The organism is Variovorax sp. Soil_C_12 (assembly GCF_057657375.1).
In genome coordinates this window covers 135,065-149,543 of sequence record NZ_JBDGIO010000007.1, presented here as the reverse complement: position 1 = coordinate 149,543, position 14,479 = coordinate 135,065, and the positions used below count along the sequence as shown (strand labels likewise).

The 14,479-nt window shown below is 63.9% G+C and carries 15 protein-coding genes and 1 pseudogene; 10 read left to right on the top strand and 6 right to left on the bottom strand.

Annotated features, from left to right (window positions below; genetic code table 11):
* Positions 1 to 93: 93 nt before the first annotated feature.
* The 5 genes from AC3A6X_RS20040 to AC3A6X_RS20020 all read right to left on the bottom strand — a co-directional run bounded on the left by AC3A6X_RS20040 (position 94) and on the right by AC3A6X_RS20020 (position 4,456).
* A complete protein-coding gene (locus tag AC3A6X_RS20040; RefSeq protein WP_487843839.1) occupies positions 94 to 987 on the bottom strand; it encodes a fumarylacetoacetate hydrolase family protein in 894 nt (297 codons plus the stop codon).
* Positions 988 to 1,007: 20 nt separating this feature from the next.
* Positions 1,008 to 2,069: an ABC transporter ATP-binding protein gene (locus AC3A6X_RS20035; RefSeq protein ID WP_487843838.1), complete on the bottom strand. Its 1,062-nt coding sequence runs from the start codon at positions 2,067 to 2,069 to the stop codon at positions 1,008 to 1,010.
* A 108-nt stretch (positions 2,070 to 2,177) separates the two neighbouring features.
* Positions 2,178 to 2,855 carry a hypothetical protein gene (locus AC3A6X_RS20030; protein ID WP_487843837.1) on the bottom strand — a complete coding sequence of 226 codons (678 nt, stop codon included), beginning with the start codon at positions 2,853 to 2,855 and terminating at the stop codon, positions 2,178 to 2,180.
* The gene (locus AC3A6X_RS20025; protein ID WP_487843836.1) at positions 2,842 to 3,627 is read right to left on the bottom strand and encodes a 2-keto-4-pentenoate hydratase; all 786 of its coding nucleotides are present in this window, start codon (positions 3,625 to 3,627) and stop codon (positions 2,842 to 2,844) included. The genes AC3A6X_RS20030 and AC3A6X_RS20025 overlap by 14 nt, the downstream gene beginning before the upstream one ends.
* 7 nt (positions 3,628 to 3,634) lie before the next feature.
* On the bottom strand, positions 3,635 to 4,456 hold the full coding sequence (locus AC3A6X_RS20020) for an IclR family transcriptional regulator (protein ID WP_487843835.1): 822 nt from the start codon (positions 4,454 to 4,456) through the stop codon (positions 3,635 to 3,637).
* Between the two features lie 132 nt (positions 4,457 to 4,588).
* On the opposite strand from AC3A6X_RS20020, the gene AC3A6X_RS20015 reads away from it, so the two are divergent.
* From AC3A6X_RS20015 to AC3A6X_RS19990, 6 genes are all read left to right on the top strand, one after another.
* On the top strand, positions 4,589 to 5,500 hold the full coding sequence (locus AC3A6X_RS20015; protein WP_487843834.1) for a carbohydrate ABC transporter permease: 912 nt from the start codon (positions 4,589 to 4,591) through the stop codon (positions 5,498 to 5,500).
* A gap of 69 nt (positions 5,501 to 5,569) precedes the next feature.
* A complete protein-coding gene (locus AC3A6X_RS20010; RefSeq protein WP_487843833.1) occupies positions 5,570 to 6,340 on the top strand; it encodes a carbohydrate ABC transporter permease in 771 nt (256 codons plus the stop codon).
* Positions 6,341 to 6,375: 35 nt separating this feature from the next.
* On the top strand, positions 6,376 to 7,698 hold the full coding sequence (locus tag AC3A6X_RS20005; protein WP_487843832.1) for an ABC transporter substrate-binding protein: 1,323 nt from the start codon (positions 6,376 to 6,378) through the stop codon (positions 7,696 to 7,698).
* Positions 7,695 to 8,552: a shikimate dehydrogenase family protein gene (locus AC3A6X_RS20000; RefSeq protein ID WP_487843831.1), complete on the top strand. Its 858-nt coding sequence runs from the start codon at positions 7,695 to 7,697 to the stop codon at positions 8,550 to 8,552. Before AC3A6X_RS20005 ends, AC3A6X_RS20000 begins: the two co-directional genes overlap by 4 nt.
* A complete protein-coding gene (locus AC3A6X_RS19995; protein WP_487843830.1) occupies positions 8,549 to 9,568 on the top strand; it encodes a Gfo/Idh/MocA family protein in 1,020 nt (339 codons plus the stop codon). Before AC3A6X_RS20000 ends, AC3A6X_RS19995 begins: the two co-directional genes overlap by 4 nt.
* 183 nt (positions 9,569 to 9,751) lie before the next feature.
* Positions 9,752 to 10,180, top strand: a complete 429-nt coding sequence (locus AC3A6X_RS19990; protein ID WP_487843829.1) for a cupin domain-containing protein — start codon at positions 9,752 to 9,754, stop codon at positions 10,178 to 10,180.
* 268 nt (positions 10,181 to 10,448) lie between these two features.
* Here the strand turns inward: AC3A6X_RS19990 and AC3A6X_RS19985 are convergent, their stop codons facing one another.
* Positions 10,449 to 11,510, bottom strand: a complete 1,062-nt coding sequence (locus tag AC3A6X_RS19985; protein WP_487843828.1) for an AraC family transcriptional regulator — start codon at positions 11,508 to 11,510, stop codon at positions 10,449 to 10,451.
* A gap of 259 nt (positions 11,511 to 11,769) precedes the next feature.
* Here AC3A6X_RS19985 and AC3A6X_RS19980 point away from each other — a divergent pair, with 259 nt between their 5' ends.
* From AC3A6X_RS19980 to AC3A6X_RS19965, 4 genes and pseudogenes are all read left to right on the top strand, one after another.
* Positions 11,770 to 12,750, top strand: coding sequence for a Bug family tripartite tricarboxylate transporter substrate binding protein (locus tag AC3A6X_RS19980; RefSeq protein ID WP_487843827.1), 981 nt, complete (start codon positions 11,770 to 11,772; stop codon positions 12,748 to 12,750).
* Positions 12,751 to 12,988: 238 nt separating this feature from the next.
* Entirely contained in the window at positions 12,989 to 13,270 is a 282-nt protein-coding gene (locus tag AC3A6X_RS19975) for a putative quinol monooxygenase (RefSeq protein ID WP_487843826.1), read from the top strand.
* Positions 13,271 to 13,276: 6 nt separating this feature from the next.
* Positions 13,277 to 13,546 (top strand): annotated as a pseudogene (locus AC3A6X_RS19970) (SDR family NAD(P)-dependent oxidoreductase); the annotation flags it as partial.
* A gap of 135 nt (positions 13,547 to 13,681) precedes the next feature.
* Positions 13,682 to 14,479: an enoyl-CoA hydratase/isomerase family protein gene (locus tag AC3A6X_RS19965; RefSeq protein ID WP_487843825.1), complete on the top strand. Its 798-nt coding sequence runs from the start codon at positions 13,682 to 13,684 to the stop codon at positions 14,477 to 14,479.

Genomic DNA, 14,479 nt, shown 5'->3' with positions numbered 1-14,479 from the left:
ACTCACTTTCGCAGGTTGGCACGGGTCACTGGCCCGTCAGGCCGAGCTTCTGGATCAGCGTGCGGTAATAGGCGTGGTCGCCCCCTTGCAGCATCAAAGCTGCGGCAGGCGGGCTTCGCGCCAGCGCGCCCCCATGGCTTCGTCGTCGTAAGCCACCACGCTCTGGCGCTGCTCGCCCAGCAGGGGGTTGCCCAGCGCGACGCGGTCGCCCGCCTTCAGGAACAGGGGCGGCTTGTGGCCCAGTCCCACGCCAGGCGGCGTGCCGGTGGCGATCACGTCGCCGGGGGCCAGGGCCATGAAGCGGCTCAGGTAGGACACGATGTGCGCGACGCCGAAGATCTGCGTGCGCGTGTTGCCGCTCTGGCGCCGCACGCCATTGACTTCCAGCCACAGGTCCATGGCCTGCGGGTCGGGTACTTCGTCGGCGGTCACCAGCCATGGGCCCAGGGGCGCATAGCCGTAGTAGCTCTTGCCCTTGGTCCACTGGCCTTCGTACTCGAGCTGCCAGGCACGCTCCGAAACGTCGTTGCACAGGCAGTAGCCCGCGACGTGTCGCAAGGCATCCTCTTCGCGCACGTGCCACGCCGGCGTGCCGATCACCACCGCCAGCTCCACCTCCCAGTCCAGCTTGACCGAACCCGGCGCGAGGATCAGCGCGTCGTTGGGGCCGGCCGCAGCGCCGGTGTGCTTGTTGAACACGACGGGCTGTGAAGGGATGGGCGTGTTGGTTTCGGCCGCGTGGTCGGAGTAGTTGAGGCCGATGCAAACCAGGTTAGGGATGCTGCCCACACATGCGCCAAGCCGCACGCCCGCGGGTGCAGCCGGCAGTGTGGCGAAGTCGATCTCGCGCAGGCGCGCCAGCGCCGCCGGCGACAGCGCACGGGCATCGATGTCCGGCACCACGCCCGAGAGGTCGCGCACGACACCTTGAGCGTCGATCACCCCGGGTTTCTCGCTGCCGCGAGCACCGAATCGGACAAGTTTCATTTCTTGTGTTCCTTTCAGGTTCAGTGCACCGGCTCGAGCCGCTCGCCCGAGTCCGCGCGGAAGAGATGCAAATGCGCCGTGTCCGCACCCAGGCGCACGTGGTCGCCGGGGCGCACGCCGACCCGCTCGCGCAGCACGCAGGTGAGCTTGGTGCCACCCGCATCGACGACGAGGTGCGTTTCCGAGCCGGTGGACTCCACCACTACTACGCGCGCCTCCACGCCCGCGCCGTCCAGCCGCAGGTGCTCGGGCCGCACGCCCAGCGTGAGGGCCTGGCCGCTTGTGGCCGGCACGCGGGGCACGCCCCAGTGGTTGCCCGCGTTGTCGACAACGCCCTGGCCGTTGACCTTGACGGGCAGCAGGTTCATCGACGGCGAGCCGATGAAGGCCGCGACGAAGACGTTGCGCGGGCGATCGAACAGCTCCAGCGGTGTGCCCACCTGTTCCACCACGCCGTCGTGCATGGCCACGATCTTGTCCGCCATTGTCATGGCCTCGATCTGGTCGTGCGTGACGTAGACGGTGGTGGCCTTCAGGCGCTGGTGCAGCTCGCGGATCTCTGCGCGCATTGCCACGCGCAGCTTGGCGTCCAGGTTGGACAGCGGCTCGTCGAACAGGAAGACCTGTGGGTCGCGTACGATGGCGCGGCCCATGGCGACGCGTTGGCGCTGCCCGCCGGAGAGCTGCTTGGGCAGCCGCGCCAGCAGTGGCTCCAGCCCCAGGATCTTGGCCGCGCGCGCCACGCGCTGCTCGATCTCTTGCTGCGGCGCATGGCGCAGCTTCAGCGAGAACGCGAGGTTGTCGGCCACCGTGAGGTGCGGGTAGAGCGCGTAGTTCTGGAACACCATGGCGATGTCGCGATCCTTGGGCAACAGGCCGTTCACGCGGCGGCCGCCGATGCGGATCTCGCCGGCGTCGATGCCCTCCAGCCCTGCGATCATGCGCAGCAGGGTGGACTTGCCACAGCCCGAGGGGCCGACCAGCACCACGAATTCACCGTCGCGAATGTCGATGCTCACGCCGCGGATCACCCGCGTGCTGCCGAAGGACTTGGTTGCGTCCTGGATATCAACGGTTGCCATTTGGGGTACCTCGTTCAAAAGGGATCTTGTTGCAGCGCGAAGTCGGTCGCGTGCCGCTGCGCCGCCGCAACCGCGCGCACTCCGGGTCCAGGGGCGAGTTGTGATCGCTCATCCCGCTTGCCAGGCAGTCTTCAGCCGTGTGTATTCATGCAGGTAGCGGCCCACGGCGGCTTCGCGCAGTTCGGTGAACTCTCGCAGTAGCGCGAGGGCCGCGCCAAAGGCGTTGACGTCGCAGCCTTCCAGCAACACCACCCAGCGCGCCGGTGCCAACAGGTCCTTGCGGTCCTTGCTTTCGGCGGTGGACTGGCCCGACACGCCGGCATCGGATCCCAGCAGGTGCGCACCGCTGATGCGCGGCAACCGTGCAGCGGCTTCCAGCGCCGAGGTCAGACGCGGCACCACGTCGTGCACAGCGTCGTCTGCGATGTCGAAGCGCAGGGTCAGCATCGCGCCACCCGAGCCCACGCCGTGGCTGGCCACGACGCGTGTGAGTGAGCGCGTGGTCGTCTGGAAATGTGCGGTGGTCGCACGCGTCCATTCCGTAGGCTCGTTCAAGCGCGAAAGATAGTCGCTGCCCTGGATAACCTGGAAGCTCGAGGTTTCGTACAGGGTGAAGAACTCCGGCTGCGTCGATCCATCGGCGGCGCGATAGCGCCGCCCCCGCACAAAGCCGGGAATGCCCACGCGCTCGGGCATGTGCTCGTGCAGATGCCAAGCGTAAAACTCCGCGCGCCCGGCCTCGGCAATGTCGTTCCAGATAGCCACGGCACCTTCACCTGCCAGCATGGTTTTGCTCCTTGGATGTCGGGGGCACGGTTTCGCGCAGGTTGAGCGCGACTTGGCCGATCCCTTCGAAAACACAGCGCAGCCGCTCGCCGGGCCGCGCACGATGGACGCCGGTATGGGAACCGGCCAGCACAAAAGTCCCCGCCGCGAGGGTCTGGCGGCGCAGCGCCAGGTGGTTGGCGAGCAGGGCGACCGCGAGTAGCGGGTCTCCAAAAGGATTGCCGCCCGGTTTGTCGACCACGGGCACGTCGTCGGCCCACAGCGTCACGCGCAGCTTGTCGAGCTCCAGCGGGCGCCAGTCGCTGCACGGCGCACCGAGCACCACCGCGCCATGGCCCAAGCAGTCCGCCACGATGTGTTCGCGCGGCGAGGCGAACCTGGCCGGCAAGCGGCTGCACAGCAATTCGAAGGCCGGCATGACGACGCCCACGGCGGCCATCACGTCGTCGCGTGTGCATCCGCCCAAGGGCAGGGGGCGGTCGATGCGCAAGGCCAGTTCGCATTCGACACCATCGCGCAGCGCCGCGGTGTCGGCGAGGACGGCGTCGGACGCCATGCAGCCGATGTCGAACAGGGGCGCCGAGATCACCTCGGCGGCGGGCGGCGCCGCGAGCTTCCAACCCACAACCGTGGCGCCGAGTTCGGCGCGCACGCTCTCCTGCAGACGATAGGCGCCCTCGAAGCCATCCAGGTGCTCGAGAGCGTGAGCCGTCATGAAGCCATGGGTGCGGCGCGCGACAGCGAGCTCGCACGCCAGGCGTTCGTCGCTCATCGTGCCTTCAGCCATTGGCCGCTTTCAGCGGCGTCTGCCCCATCATGGCCTCCATCACCTTGCGGCTGGGCCACAGGTCGGCGATCTCCGCTGCGGTGGCCTGCACGTCGGGCGCAATGGCGGCGATGCGCTCCGGCGGGAGTCGCGCCACAGGACCGGCCACGCTGACGGTACCGATCGCGCGGCGGGTTTGCGGGTCCACGATGGCGCAGCCCACCGCGCACGTGCCTGGCTCCCCTTCCTCGATGGAAGTGCCGTAGCCGCGCTTGCGCGTCAGCGCGAGTTCGGCACGCAGGCTGGCCTCGTCGCGCACGATCGGCCGGCCGAACCGGGATGGCACGACGAAGCCGCGCGCCTTGACCAAGGCCACGGCCTGCGCCTCGTCCAGGGTTGCGAGCCAGGCTTTGCCGGTCGACGTGGCGTGCAGCACCACGGGTTGACCCATATCCGGGTCGTAACGCAGGCCGGAGAGGGCGCCCTGGGCCTTGGCGATCCAGATCAGCGCATCGTCTTCCACCAAGGCGAGGCGCACCAGTTCTCCGGTGCGCGCCGCCAGCCGGTCCAGGGAGGGTTGGCAAATCTCCGTGATGCCGGAGGCGGCGAGGAAGCGAAAGCCGATGGCGGCCAGCTTCACCGTCATGCGGTAGCGCTGGCTGTACTCGTCCTGCACCGCCAGTCCCCGCCTCACCAAGACGGACAGCAGCCGGTGCACGGCGCTCTTGGGCAGGTCCAGCCGCCGCGAGACATCGCTGATCGGCAGGCCTTGGGGGTGATCGGCCAGCAGCGTGAGGATGTCCAGCACGCGCTCGATCATGTCGCCAGTGGCCACGGAATCTCCATGTATTTAGAACATGGTTCCAATGTAGCACTTGAGTTCAGTGCGAAATCGAGGGATTTCCCGGGTGTCGAGCAGCCTCGCGACACTTACAGTGGAACAACGTTCTAAGTAAGGCTGCTTTTTATGAATGCCATTCCCTACACGGAGGCCGCGACCGCGCTGCAGACCGATCCTCGGCCGCCGGGCTTCTGGGCGCGTTTTGTCTGGTTCGCGCCGGCCGTGGCCATACTGCTGGCCGTCACGCTCTACCCCACGGCCGTGGTGCTGTGGCTGAGCGTCCACCGCACGCGCCTCTATGAAGTGGTGGAGGGCGTGGGCCTGGCGAACTACGTTGCGGTGCTCACGTCCCCGGCCTTCCTCGATCTCAGCCTCAACTCCCTGCTGTACGTGTTTGGCGCGCTGGCGGTGGTGCTGCCCATAGGTCTGGCCTGCGCCCTGGCGCTGCAGAACATTGCGCGCGGCGCTGCGTACGTGCGCACCCTGCTGTTGCTGCCCTGGACGTTGTCCATGGGCGTGGTGGGCTGCTTCTGGCTGTGGCTGCTCAATCCCTCGTATGGGCCCATGAGCTATCTGATGCGGTCCCTGGGCATGGAGCCCGGCCTGATGCTGGGTGAACCTTCGCTGGCGCTCCTTCTCGTCATCCTGGTCACCGCGTGGTGGTCCTTTCCCTACGTGATGGTGATGATGAGCGCCTCGCTGCAAAGCATCCCGGCGGAGTTGTATGAGGCGATCGACATTGACGGCGGCGGCCTGCGCGCGCGACTGCGCCACGCGGTGTGGCCGCACATCGCGCCCACGCTGGGCAGCACCGCCCTGGCGCTGGGCATCCTCTATCTCACGCTCATCACGCTGATCCTGGTGCTCACTGGCGGCGGGCCGCTGGGCTCGACCGCCACCTGGAGCTTCGAGGTGTTCTCCAGCGCTTTCCGCTCCGTCGACCTGTCGCCCTCGTCGGTCATCTCCGTCGTGGTGCTGGGGGTCAATCTCTTCCTTGGTTACCTTTACACGCGGCTCACCGGCCGCGTATCGGGCTGAAACACCATGCATATCCGCCGTTCCGAAAAAATGCTGTCCTGGGCCGTGTTGACGGCCTTGGTACTGGTCGTGCTGATCCCGCTGTCCTGGGCGGTGCTCACCTCGCTCAAGAGCGAGGCCAACGTCATGGCCTACCCGCCTACCTTCTTTCCTACCGAGCCGAGCCTCTCGGCTTACAAGGCGGTGTTCCGGAACCAGACCTTTGGCTCCGACCTGTTCAACTCGGTTCTCTATGCGGTCGGCGCGGTCGCGCTGGCGGTACTGCTGTCCGCGCCCGCCGGCTACGCGGCGTCACGCTTTGAGTTCCGCGGCAAGCGCGCCGTGATGCTGATGATCCTGTCCACGTCCATGATCCCCGGCGTTGCGCTGCTGGTGCCAACGTACTTCCTTTTGGACGCGCTGGGCCTCTTGAACAACGCTGCGGTCATCATCGTGGTGCAGGCCGCGCGCCTGGTGCCGCAGACGGTGTGGTTCATGCAGAACTTCGTGGACGCCGTGCCGCGCGAACTGGACGAGGCCACTCAGGTGGACGGCGCCAATCACTGGCAAACCTTCACACGGGTCATCCTGCCTCTGGTGCGACCCGGCATCGCCGCAAGCGCCGTGATCGGCATGATCACTACCTGGAACGACTACATCACCGTGGCCGCGTTCGCGCCTGAGGTAGCGCACCGCACGATGCAAGTGGCCCTGGTCAACCAGGTGTTCGACAGCATCGGCATCACCTGGTCGTACGTCATGGCCTATGCCGTGGTGTCCTCCCTTCCCATCGTCGCCATCTTCGTGCTCGCGCAGCGATGGTTCATCAGCGGCCTGACCGCCGGCGCCGTCAAAGGCTAGCCCGCCACATGCTTACTTAAACCAGGAGACAAAACATGACCGAGCAGAAACCCGCAAACGTGAACGAACAGAAGCCAGTGCCCCGCACGAACCGGCGCATCTTCCTCGGTGGCGTGGCCGCCATGCTCGGCGCACCCGCGGGCCAGGTCTTCGCGCAAACCACCGAGACCATCGCCTACGACACCTTTCTCGACCCGGCCAATTCCAACGACCCGCGCGCGGCGGCGCAGACGCAGATGATCGCGGCCTTCGAGGCCAGCCAGCCGCGTGTGAAGGTGCGCGTGGTGGTCGACCCCGCCGGGCAAAACGGCGTACGCGCGGCGCGCGCCAAGTCGGACAGCCCGGACGTGATCCGCGTGAACAACTTCCAGATGCCCGAGTTCGTGGCCACCGGCTCGGTGCTGGCCATCGACGAGCTGATCGCGCGCGACAAGGTGGACACCACGGACTGGCTGATCAGCATGGACCAGACGCGCGTCAACGGCAAGATCTGGGGCCTCCAGCAGGACTATCGCATCCCCATCTACGTCTACCGCAAGAGCAAGTTCGACGAGGCGAAGATTGCCACGCCTCCGCGCACTTACGAGGAAGTGGGCGCGCTCGGCCCGCTGCTGACCAAGCAGAACCAGATGGCCTACGGCGTCCCTATCGGCCTGAGCGGCGGGATCGGCGGTGCGCAGGCCTTCATGGAGTTCATTGTGAGTTCCATCGTAACGGGCAACAGCGACCCTTTCTTCGCGCCCAGCGGCCGCGAGATCGGCTTTAGCGAAAAGCGACTGCTGCTGGCCGCCAGCATCGTCAAGGACCTGTTCGGGAAGAAGGCTGCGACACCCGTGAGCCTGCAGTTCGCCTATAACGAGCTGCAGGACGGAATGCGCGCGGGCACGGTCGCGTCTGCCACCTTCGGGCTGTACCGCTACCGAGGCCTGAAGGCGGCCGTGGCCAACGACCTGGCCTGGGCACCGGCCCCTTCGGTAGCGCCTGACGACAAGCACGCGGTGTACGGCTTCCAGATGTGCATCAACCGCCATTCGCCACGCCAGGGCGGCGCATGGGAGTTCGTCAAGTTCATGGCCAGCCCGGCAGCTCAGGCGATCGCCGCGCGAGGTGGGGAAGTGGTGGCGCGCGCCAGCGCCTACAAAGACCCCTACTTCAAGACGCCGGAAGCCGAGGACCAGCTGGGCTGGAAGGCGCTGGTGGAAAAACGCGGCCGCATGGTGAACTACTCCATCATCCAGTCAACCTTCAACCAGATCTGCGGTGAAGCCTTCCAGCGCATGATCCTGCGTGACCTGGCGCCTGCGGCCGTGGCGCTCGAGGTGCGCACCCGCTACACCGAAGCGCTGGCCAAAGCATGATGCTGCATGTCACTGGAACAACCCGACTCTATGGGTTGGTGGGCGATCCGCTGACGACGGCCAAGTCACCCGAACTATTGAACCGGCTCTTTATCGAACAGCGCGCAGACGCGGTTTGCATCCCATTTGTGGTCAAGGACGATAATCTGCCCGCATTCGTCACCGGCGCACGAGCGTTGGGGAATCTCTCCGGCGTGCTGGTCACGATGCCTCATAAGCAACGGATGCTGGCCTTTGTCGACGAACTGCATCCGACTGCTCGTCAGGTTGGCGCACTCAACGTCATCCGTTGCGATAAAGATGGGCGCTGGGTCGGTGCCATCTTCGATGGTCTTGGTTGTGTGCTTGGCATGCAGTGGGAAGGTAACCACCCGGCGAACAAGTCGGTTCTTCTCGTCGGCGCTGGAGGGGCAGGAAGAGCGATCGCGTTCGCAGTCGCAGGCGCGGGCGCCCGGACGTTGACCATCTTCGATGTCGACCAGCGTCGCGCCGACGACCTCGCCAAATCCGTCGCCGCCGCGACCGGTTGCAACACACATTCTGGCTCAGCTGATCCACTCGGATTCGAGATCGTCATCAATGCCACGCCGCTGGGCATGAACACGAATGATCCCATGCCGGTAGATCCCGAGCGGCTGGATCCCGGCAGCATCGTCGTAGACATCATCAATGCGCCCGAGCCGACGCCGCTTTGCCGCGCCGCTCATGCGCGTGGTTGTCGCACCCAAGGCGGACGCCCGATGCACGAAGGGCAGGCGTTGCATGCCTTGCATTTTCTTGGATTCGATTGCCGCCCCGATGGGAAGTCAATACCACGTGATGGCTCGGAATGTGCGAGGGGAGAACACGCATGAAAGTTGCATTGCTGGAAGCCAGTCATTGGCACGTCCCACTCTATCTTGATGCGCTCGAGGTGCCCGGGATTCAGGTGGTCGCCGTTTCGGACGCGGAGCACATCAAAGGAGGGGCGATCGCCGCACGATTTGGCAGTACGCTGTACTCGTCGGCCCATGAGCTGCTCGAGCGCGAGGAAGTTGAATTTGCTTTTGTGTTCGGCCGGCATTCCGAAATGCCGACGCTCGCGGAGGCCCTGATCGCACGAAGAATTCCATTCGCACTGGAAAAACCCTGTGGCGTCAACATGTCGCAAGTCTCCCGGCTGCGGATGCTGACCGAGGAGGCCAACCTCTATTGCGCGGTACCACTCATCTTTCGCATGAGCGACCTGCTCCGCGCGCTGGACGGGGCTGAAGGCAGCATCCCGTCGGACTTCAACTACATGTCCTTCCGTTTCATCGTGGGTCCGCCTGGCCGTTACGAAGCCGCGGGCTCAGGCTGGGCGCTCGATCCCGCGTTTTCCGGCGGCGGATCCACGATCAATGTCGCCACGCACTTTATAGACCTCTTTAGATTACTGACCGGCAAGGAAGTCACTCGCGTCTCAGCCACCATGAACGCACGAACACACCGAGGCGCCGTTGAGGACTATTCGTTGCTGACGATGCAAACCGATGATGGCGTGATCGGGCTCGTGGAGACCGGATACAGCTTCCCGAGTACTCCAGACGAGCAGCGCGAATTCTCGTTCACTCTTTCATCCAATCGCATGTACGCGAAATCGGGCCCCGACCGGATTGAGATTCGGGACCGTACCAACCTTGCCGCCGGCACCCGGAGTCTGCGCCTCGAGTTGGAAACTGATGCTTACTACCCCTTGTTCGTCAAGCGGGTGTTATCTGAATTTCGCACGGGTGCAAAGCCGATCGCGTCATTGCGCGACGCCGAGGCAATGATGCAGGTCATGGACGCGGCCTACGCTTCGGCTCGGCAAGGGGGGGCGCTTCAGATTCTTGCGCCGATTGCCGTGTGATCCGAGCGCTCAACGCGCTGGATGCTTGACTGCCAAGGGGGCGTCATGAATCCGGGATCGTCTTGTCCGGCTATTGCGGTCCACGATTTTTGAAATCGTGGCCGACCAACAGCACATCGCCATCCAGGCCAGCGCCGCGCATCTCCATAGCACACGCTGGCCAATCAACTGAAAGGGAATACGGTGAAGAAGTCTGCGCGATACCAAGGTCCATTGCCGCTTGATCAGGCAAAATCCAAGTTTGTTCTCACTCCCCTCGAAGACAGCCGTTTTCACCGGGAAGGTCCTCGCGCCAATGTTGAGTATCGGGATCTCGGAATGGCGGAGGCTTCGGATGGCCGCATTAGCGCGAAGCACATCCGCGCTGTTCAGCCGTTCGGCGAGGAGACCGGTTGGCATTGGCACGACATGACAGCGCACTTCGTGTACGTGCTGAAAGGCTGGGTCGAATTCAAGTTCGACGGTATGGCCAAATCGGTGACAGTCGTTGCCGGCTCCTGCCTCAGTCAGCCCGCCGGTGTGGCTCACAATGTCATTGGTCAGTCTGGCGACCTCGAGTTGATCGAGATCAACATGCCCGCGGACTATGTGACGGTGGAAGGCCATCTCTGAGCGGCAGCGGCGCGGCCAAGCTGCTGCTTCTCAACGTGAGTTGGCTCCGAAACCTACCTGAGTCAGCGCGAGCACGAGTAATGGCCGATGCCTATGAAAGGGAATACGTGGCCGGCGCACGGTCGTTCTCCAGGTTGGAGGTGACCCAAAGCTGGTTGGGTCGCTCGGCGTTGAATCGCCGGCGCACCTTGTCGCTAAGCGACGCCGTGGCCGGATCGCCGAAAGTCGGCCGGCCAGGGGTTGGGCGCCCCCTGGCTATTTAGTGCGATTACGCCCCCGTCGCGGCACTCTCGGCGCGGAAATGGCTTGGCGATCTGCCCATCCACTTCTTGAACGCCTTGCGAAAGTTGGACGGATCCGAAAAGCCAACGCGCTCGCAGACATCCTCGACCGAGAGCGAAGTGCGCTCGAGGTATTCCACGGCAAGCGTCCTGCGTACATCGTCGATGATCGATTGGTAGGACAGTCCCTCTGAGGCCAATCTGCGGTTGAGCGTGCGCAGCGACGTGCCGAGGTGCGCGGCAATCTCATTGATATTTGGGAAACGCCCGGGCTGATTCACGAGGATGACCCTGATGGAGTCGGCGAGTTCCGACGCCGGGGGTTGCTCCGACAAGACCTGCTCGCAGAAGCGCTGGCAAACCTGGGCCGCCATGGGGTTCGCGTTCGGCAGCGGCAACGTCCAGGCCGATTCGGGAAAGTGCCACTCCATCGTCTCGGCTCCGAACTCGACCGGGCAGTTGAACATCTGGCTGTAAGCTCGCCAATGGGGCGGCGCAGGGTAGGGAAGCAGCATGCGGGTGGAAGGAAACGGCGCCTCCAGCGCCCGGCTGAGGAAGGCATGGTTCGAGCTGCGCCAGAATTCCGCAACGAATGGCAGGAGTTCGCCCAGCGACGCCGGGTCATGACTGCGCATCTTGATTGTCCCTCCCTCAACGCATGATGTGATTTGCAGCACAGGTCCAGCTTGCCGAAGGTGTCGAAAACTCAGGTTCATCGCATCCCCAAGCGTCTTGCTGCTGGCCAAGGCATAGCCGTAGATGCCGAAATCGCTGATGCGTTGCCGAGCCCCCGCGCGCAGCGCCACATCCGACCGTTTCGCGAGACGCTGCGCATTGCGATAGATGGCTAGCCGCTGGTCCCGGGAGATCAGCGCTGCATAGTCGTCGAACTGCTCGGCGCAAACCCCCGTGCCACGCAGCAAGGCACGTGATGTCACGCCCTGGCTCTCCATTTCTTCGATGAGCGCCTTCAGTCCGAAAAGGCTGAGCTGCGGCGTATTGCGATCCCCTGGACGGTGGATGAAAGTCAGCTTGGGCACGGCCGTCATGACAGTCGCCAGTGGTTGAAGATGTGGCACGAGACAACCTGCATATTGGCATTAAATCACCTTTTCGTCCGGGAGGTGTGCTCGGACAATCCCCCCAGAAACAAGATGTTCTGCGCTGATAACCCGGAGCGGCCCGAACCTGAATCGTAACCACGAGCAGCCGACGCTGTGGGCCCACTTGACCACGTAACGAAACGGCGAGCTTGAGCGGCGTCCGCGCCAACATCTCGTAGACAGAGACCTAAGCGGAGACAAACGTATGACGAAATTCCTTTTCCAGCTGGCTTGTGCGGCGGCGATGCTTTTGCCCGCCTTCACCGCGTCGGCTCAAACGTACCCCAGCATGCCCGTCACCATCCGCGTGCCGTTCCCAGCCGGCGGTCCGGCGGATGCCGGTTTCCGGCAGCTGCAGCCAGGGCTTCAGGCGCAACTCGGCCAAGCGGTCGTTGTCGACAATCTGCCGGGTGCGGGCGGTTCCATTGGCGTGATGAAAGTGCTGGGCTTGCCGGCCGACGGGTACAACCTGCTGGGACACACGGCATCGGACCTGATCCTGGCGCCCTTGGCCATCGCCGCCGCGAAGTACGAGCCGGGCCAACTGCGGCTGGTCTCACCGTTGCTGATCACTGACTTCGTGCTTGTCAGCTCCTCGCGCTTGTCGTTCAAAGGCGTAGACGACCTCTTGGCCTATATGCGGCAGCCGGGCAACAAGGAACTGTCGATCGCCCACTGGGGCCGTGGATCGACGACGCACATCGTCGGCGCCGATTTCCAGAATCGGGGGAATGTGCGATTCCTCGAGGTTCCTTACAAGGGCGTTGCGCCCATCATCCCCGATTTGATTGGCGGGCAAGTGGACTTGGCCTTTCTGCCGCTCTCAGGTCCTACGGTGGGCCTGATCAGGACGGGCAAGGTTCACCCTATCGGGGTATCGGCCGCCCAGCGCGCCGCTGGCTTGCCGGAGGTGCCGACCCTCAACGAGGGCAAGGTGATCAAGGGCTTTGACCACCAGATCTGGACCGGTGTATTCGTCGATCGCAAAGTGGGCAACGCGGAGGTGGCCAAGCTGGCGCAGGCGATCAACGCGGTCGCCAAGTTGCCGGAGTTTGCCAAGTTCGCGGCCGACCAAGCTGGCCGCACTCTGGATCCGATGACGCCTGCGCAGGCAGACGAGCATTTCAAAGCTGAAACCAAACGCCTGACGGACATCGCGCGATTGATCAAGCTTCAACCCGAGTAGGGATGCCCCACACTGGGTTTGACGCAAAGCCCACGGTTCTTGATTTCGACCCTGCTCGAGCTTTCATCGGTATGCCTGGAACGGCTGCCACCGGGGTGGGCCAGCTGGCCAGACCCCCGGACGGGGCTGTCGCCATCTGGAGCCGTACTTCGGCGCATCGGGCTCGGACCCGGCGATGCACTTCACCAATCCACCTGATCGCGGGCCGCTCCGTTCACTTACTTTGGGAAAAATGCAAATGATCGTCGTGCTCGCCAGACTCAACATCCTGCCCGGAAGCTCCGAGCACTTTCTGCAGACAGCAAAACAGCTCGTCGAGGCTTCTTGCAAGGAAGCCGGCGTGATCGGATACGAGTTGCTTACGGAAGGCGAAAACCGTTTCGCCTTTCTCGAGCGATACAAGGACGCGGGTTCCGCAGCCACCCATCTCAAGACGGATCACTACCGCACGCTTGGCCGGGAACTTGGCCGATACATCGACGGCAAACCCGAAGTCTTGAAGATGACACCGACCTCCTGAGGCAGCATGGCCAGCATCAAACAAGCATTCGATCTGAGCGGCAAGACCGCCCTCATTACCGGCGGCTCGTGTGGAATCGGTCTGCAGATCGCAGAGGCCCTGGGTGAACAAGGCGCCTCCATCGTTCTTTCGTCGCGAAGGGCCGAGGAACTGGAGAAGGCCCAGCAACACCTGAGCGCGATGGCCATCAAGGCCGACTGGATCGCCGCCGATGGCCAGAAGGCCGAGGACGTCGAACGGCTGGCGCGGAACGCCATGTCGAAACATGTAGCCATCTCATGTTCAACCACGCCCTTCATTGAATTCGGAAAGCGAATGCGTCGTGCAGCAAGGCGAAGTTGGGCCTCAATCCATCGGTTTCGTACAGAACGATCAACGCGCATCGACTGATGCGGAGATAGGAGATATGTGATGAATGATGATGTTGTCCTCAAAGAGCGACACGGAAATGTGGTGGTGCTGTCGATGAACTGCGCTCCGCACAATCTCATGGGCCCAAGGCTGCTCAACCCCCTGATTGCGGCGATGCGGGAGGCGGTCAACCAGGGGGGGCGTGCGGTCGTCCTGAGGAGCAGCCTGAGAAACTTCTGCGCTGGCGCTGACGTCAAGCAGTTCGACGCGTTGATCGAAGAGGCGACGACCGGCAAAACCTCCGTCCAGAAGCCGGAACTGAGCGTGCTGGATGTCCTGCAGGCTTTCGAAACCTTGCCCATCCCCATCGTGGCAAGCATCAATGGCGCCTGCCTCGGCGGCGGGGTCGAATTGGCGCTGGCCTCCGACTACATTGTTGCCGCTGCATCGGCAAAGATCGGCTCGGTCGAGAGCGCCTTGGGGTTGCACCCGCTCATGGGTGGCATTCAGCGGCAGGTGCAGCGCATCGGCTTGGCGCGGGCCAAGGAAATGTCGATGCTGGGTCGCCGCTATGACGCCGAAACGCTGGAGCGCTGGGGGCTGATCAATCTGGTCGTGCCCGACGACCGCCTCGACGCGGTCGCCTTGAGCGTCGCCACGGAACTTGCAAATGGACCGACTGTTGCCCACGCGGCGACCAAGCGGATTGCGGCCATCGCCGCGAACGAAGGCATCGAGGCAGCCGATCTGGCCATGGCCGAGTTGCAAAAGCCGATCTGGGCATCCAAGGACCTGAAGGCCGGACTCGCTTCCTTCCTGGCGCAAGGTCCCGGTTTGACGAAATTCGAGGGGCGCTGA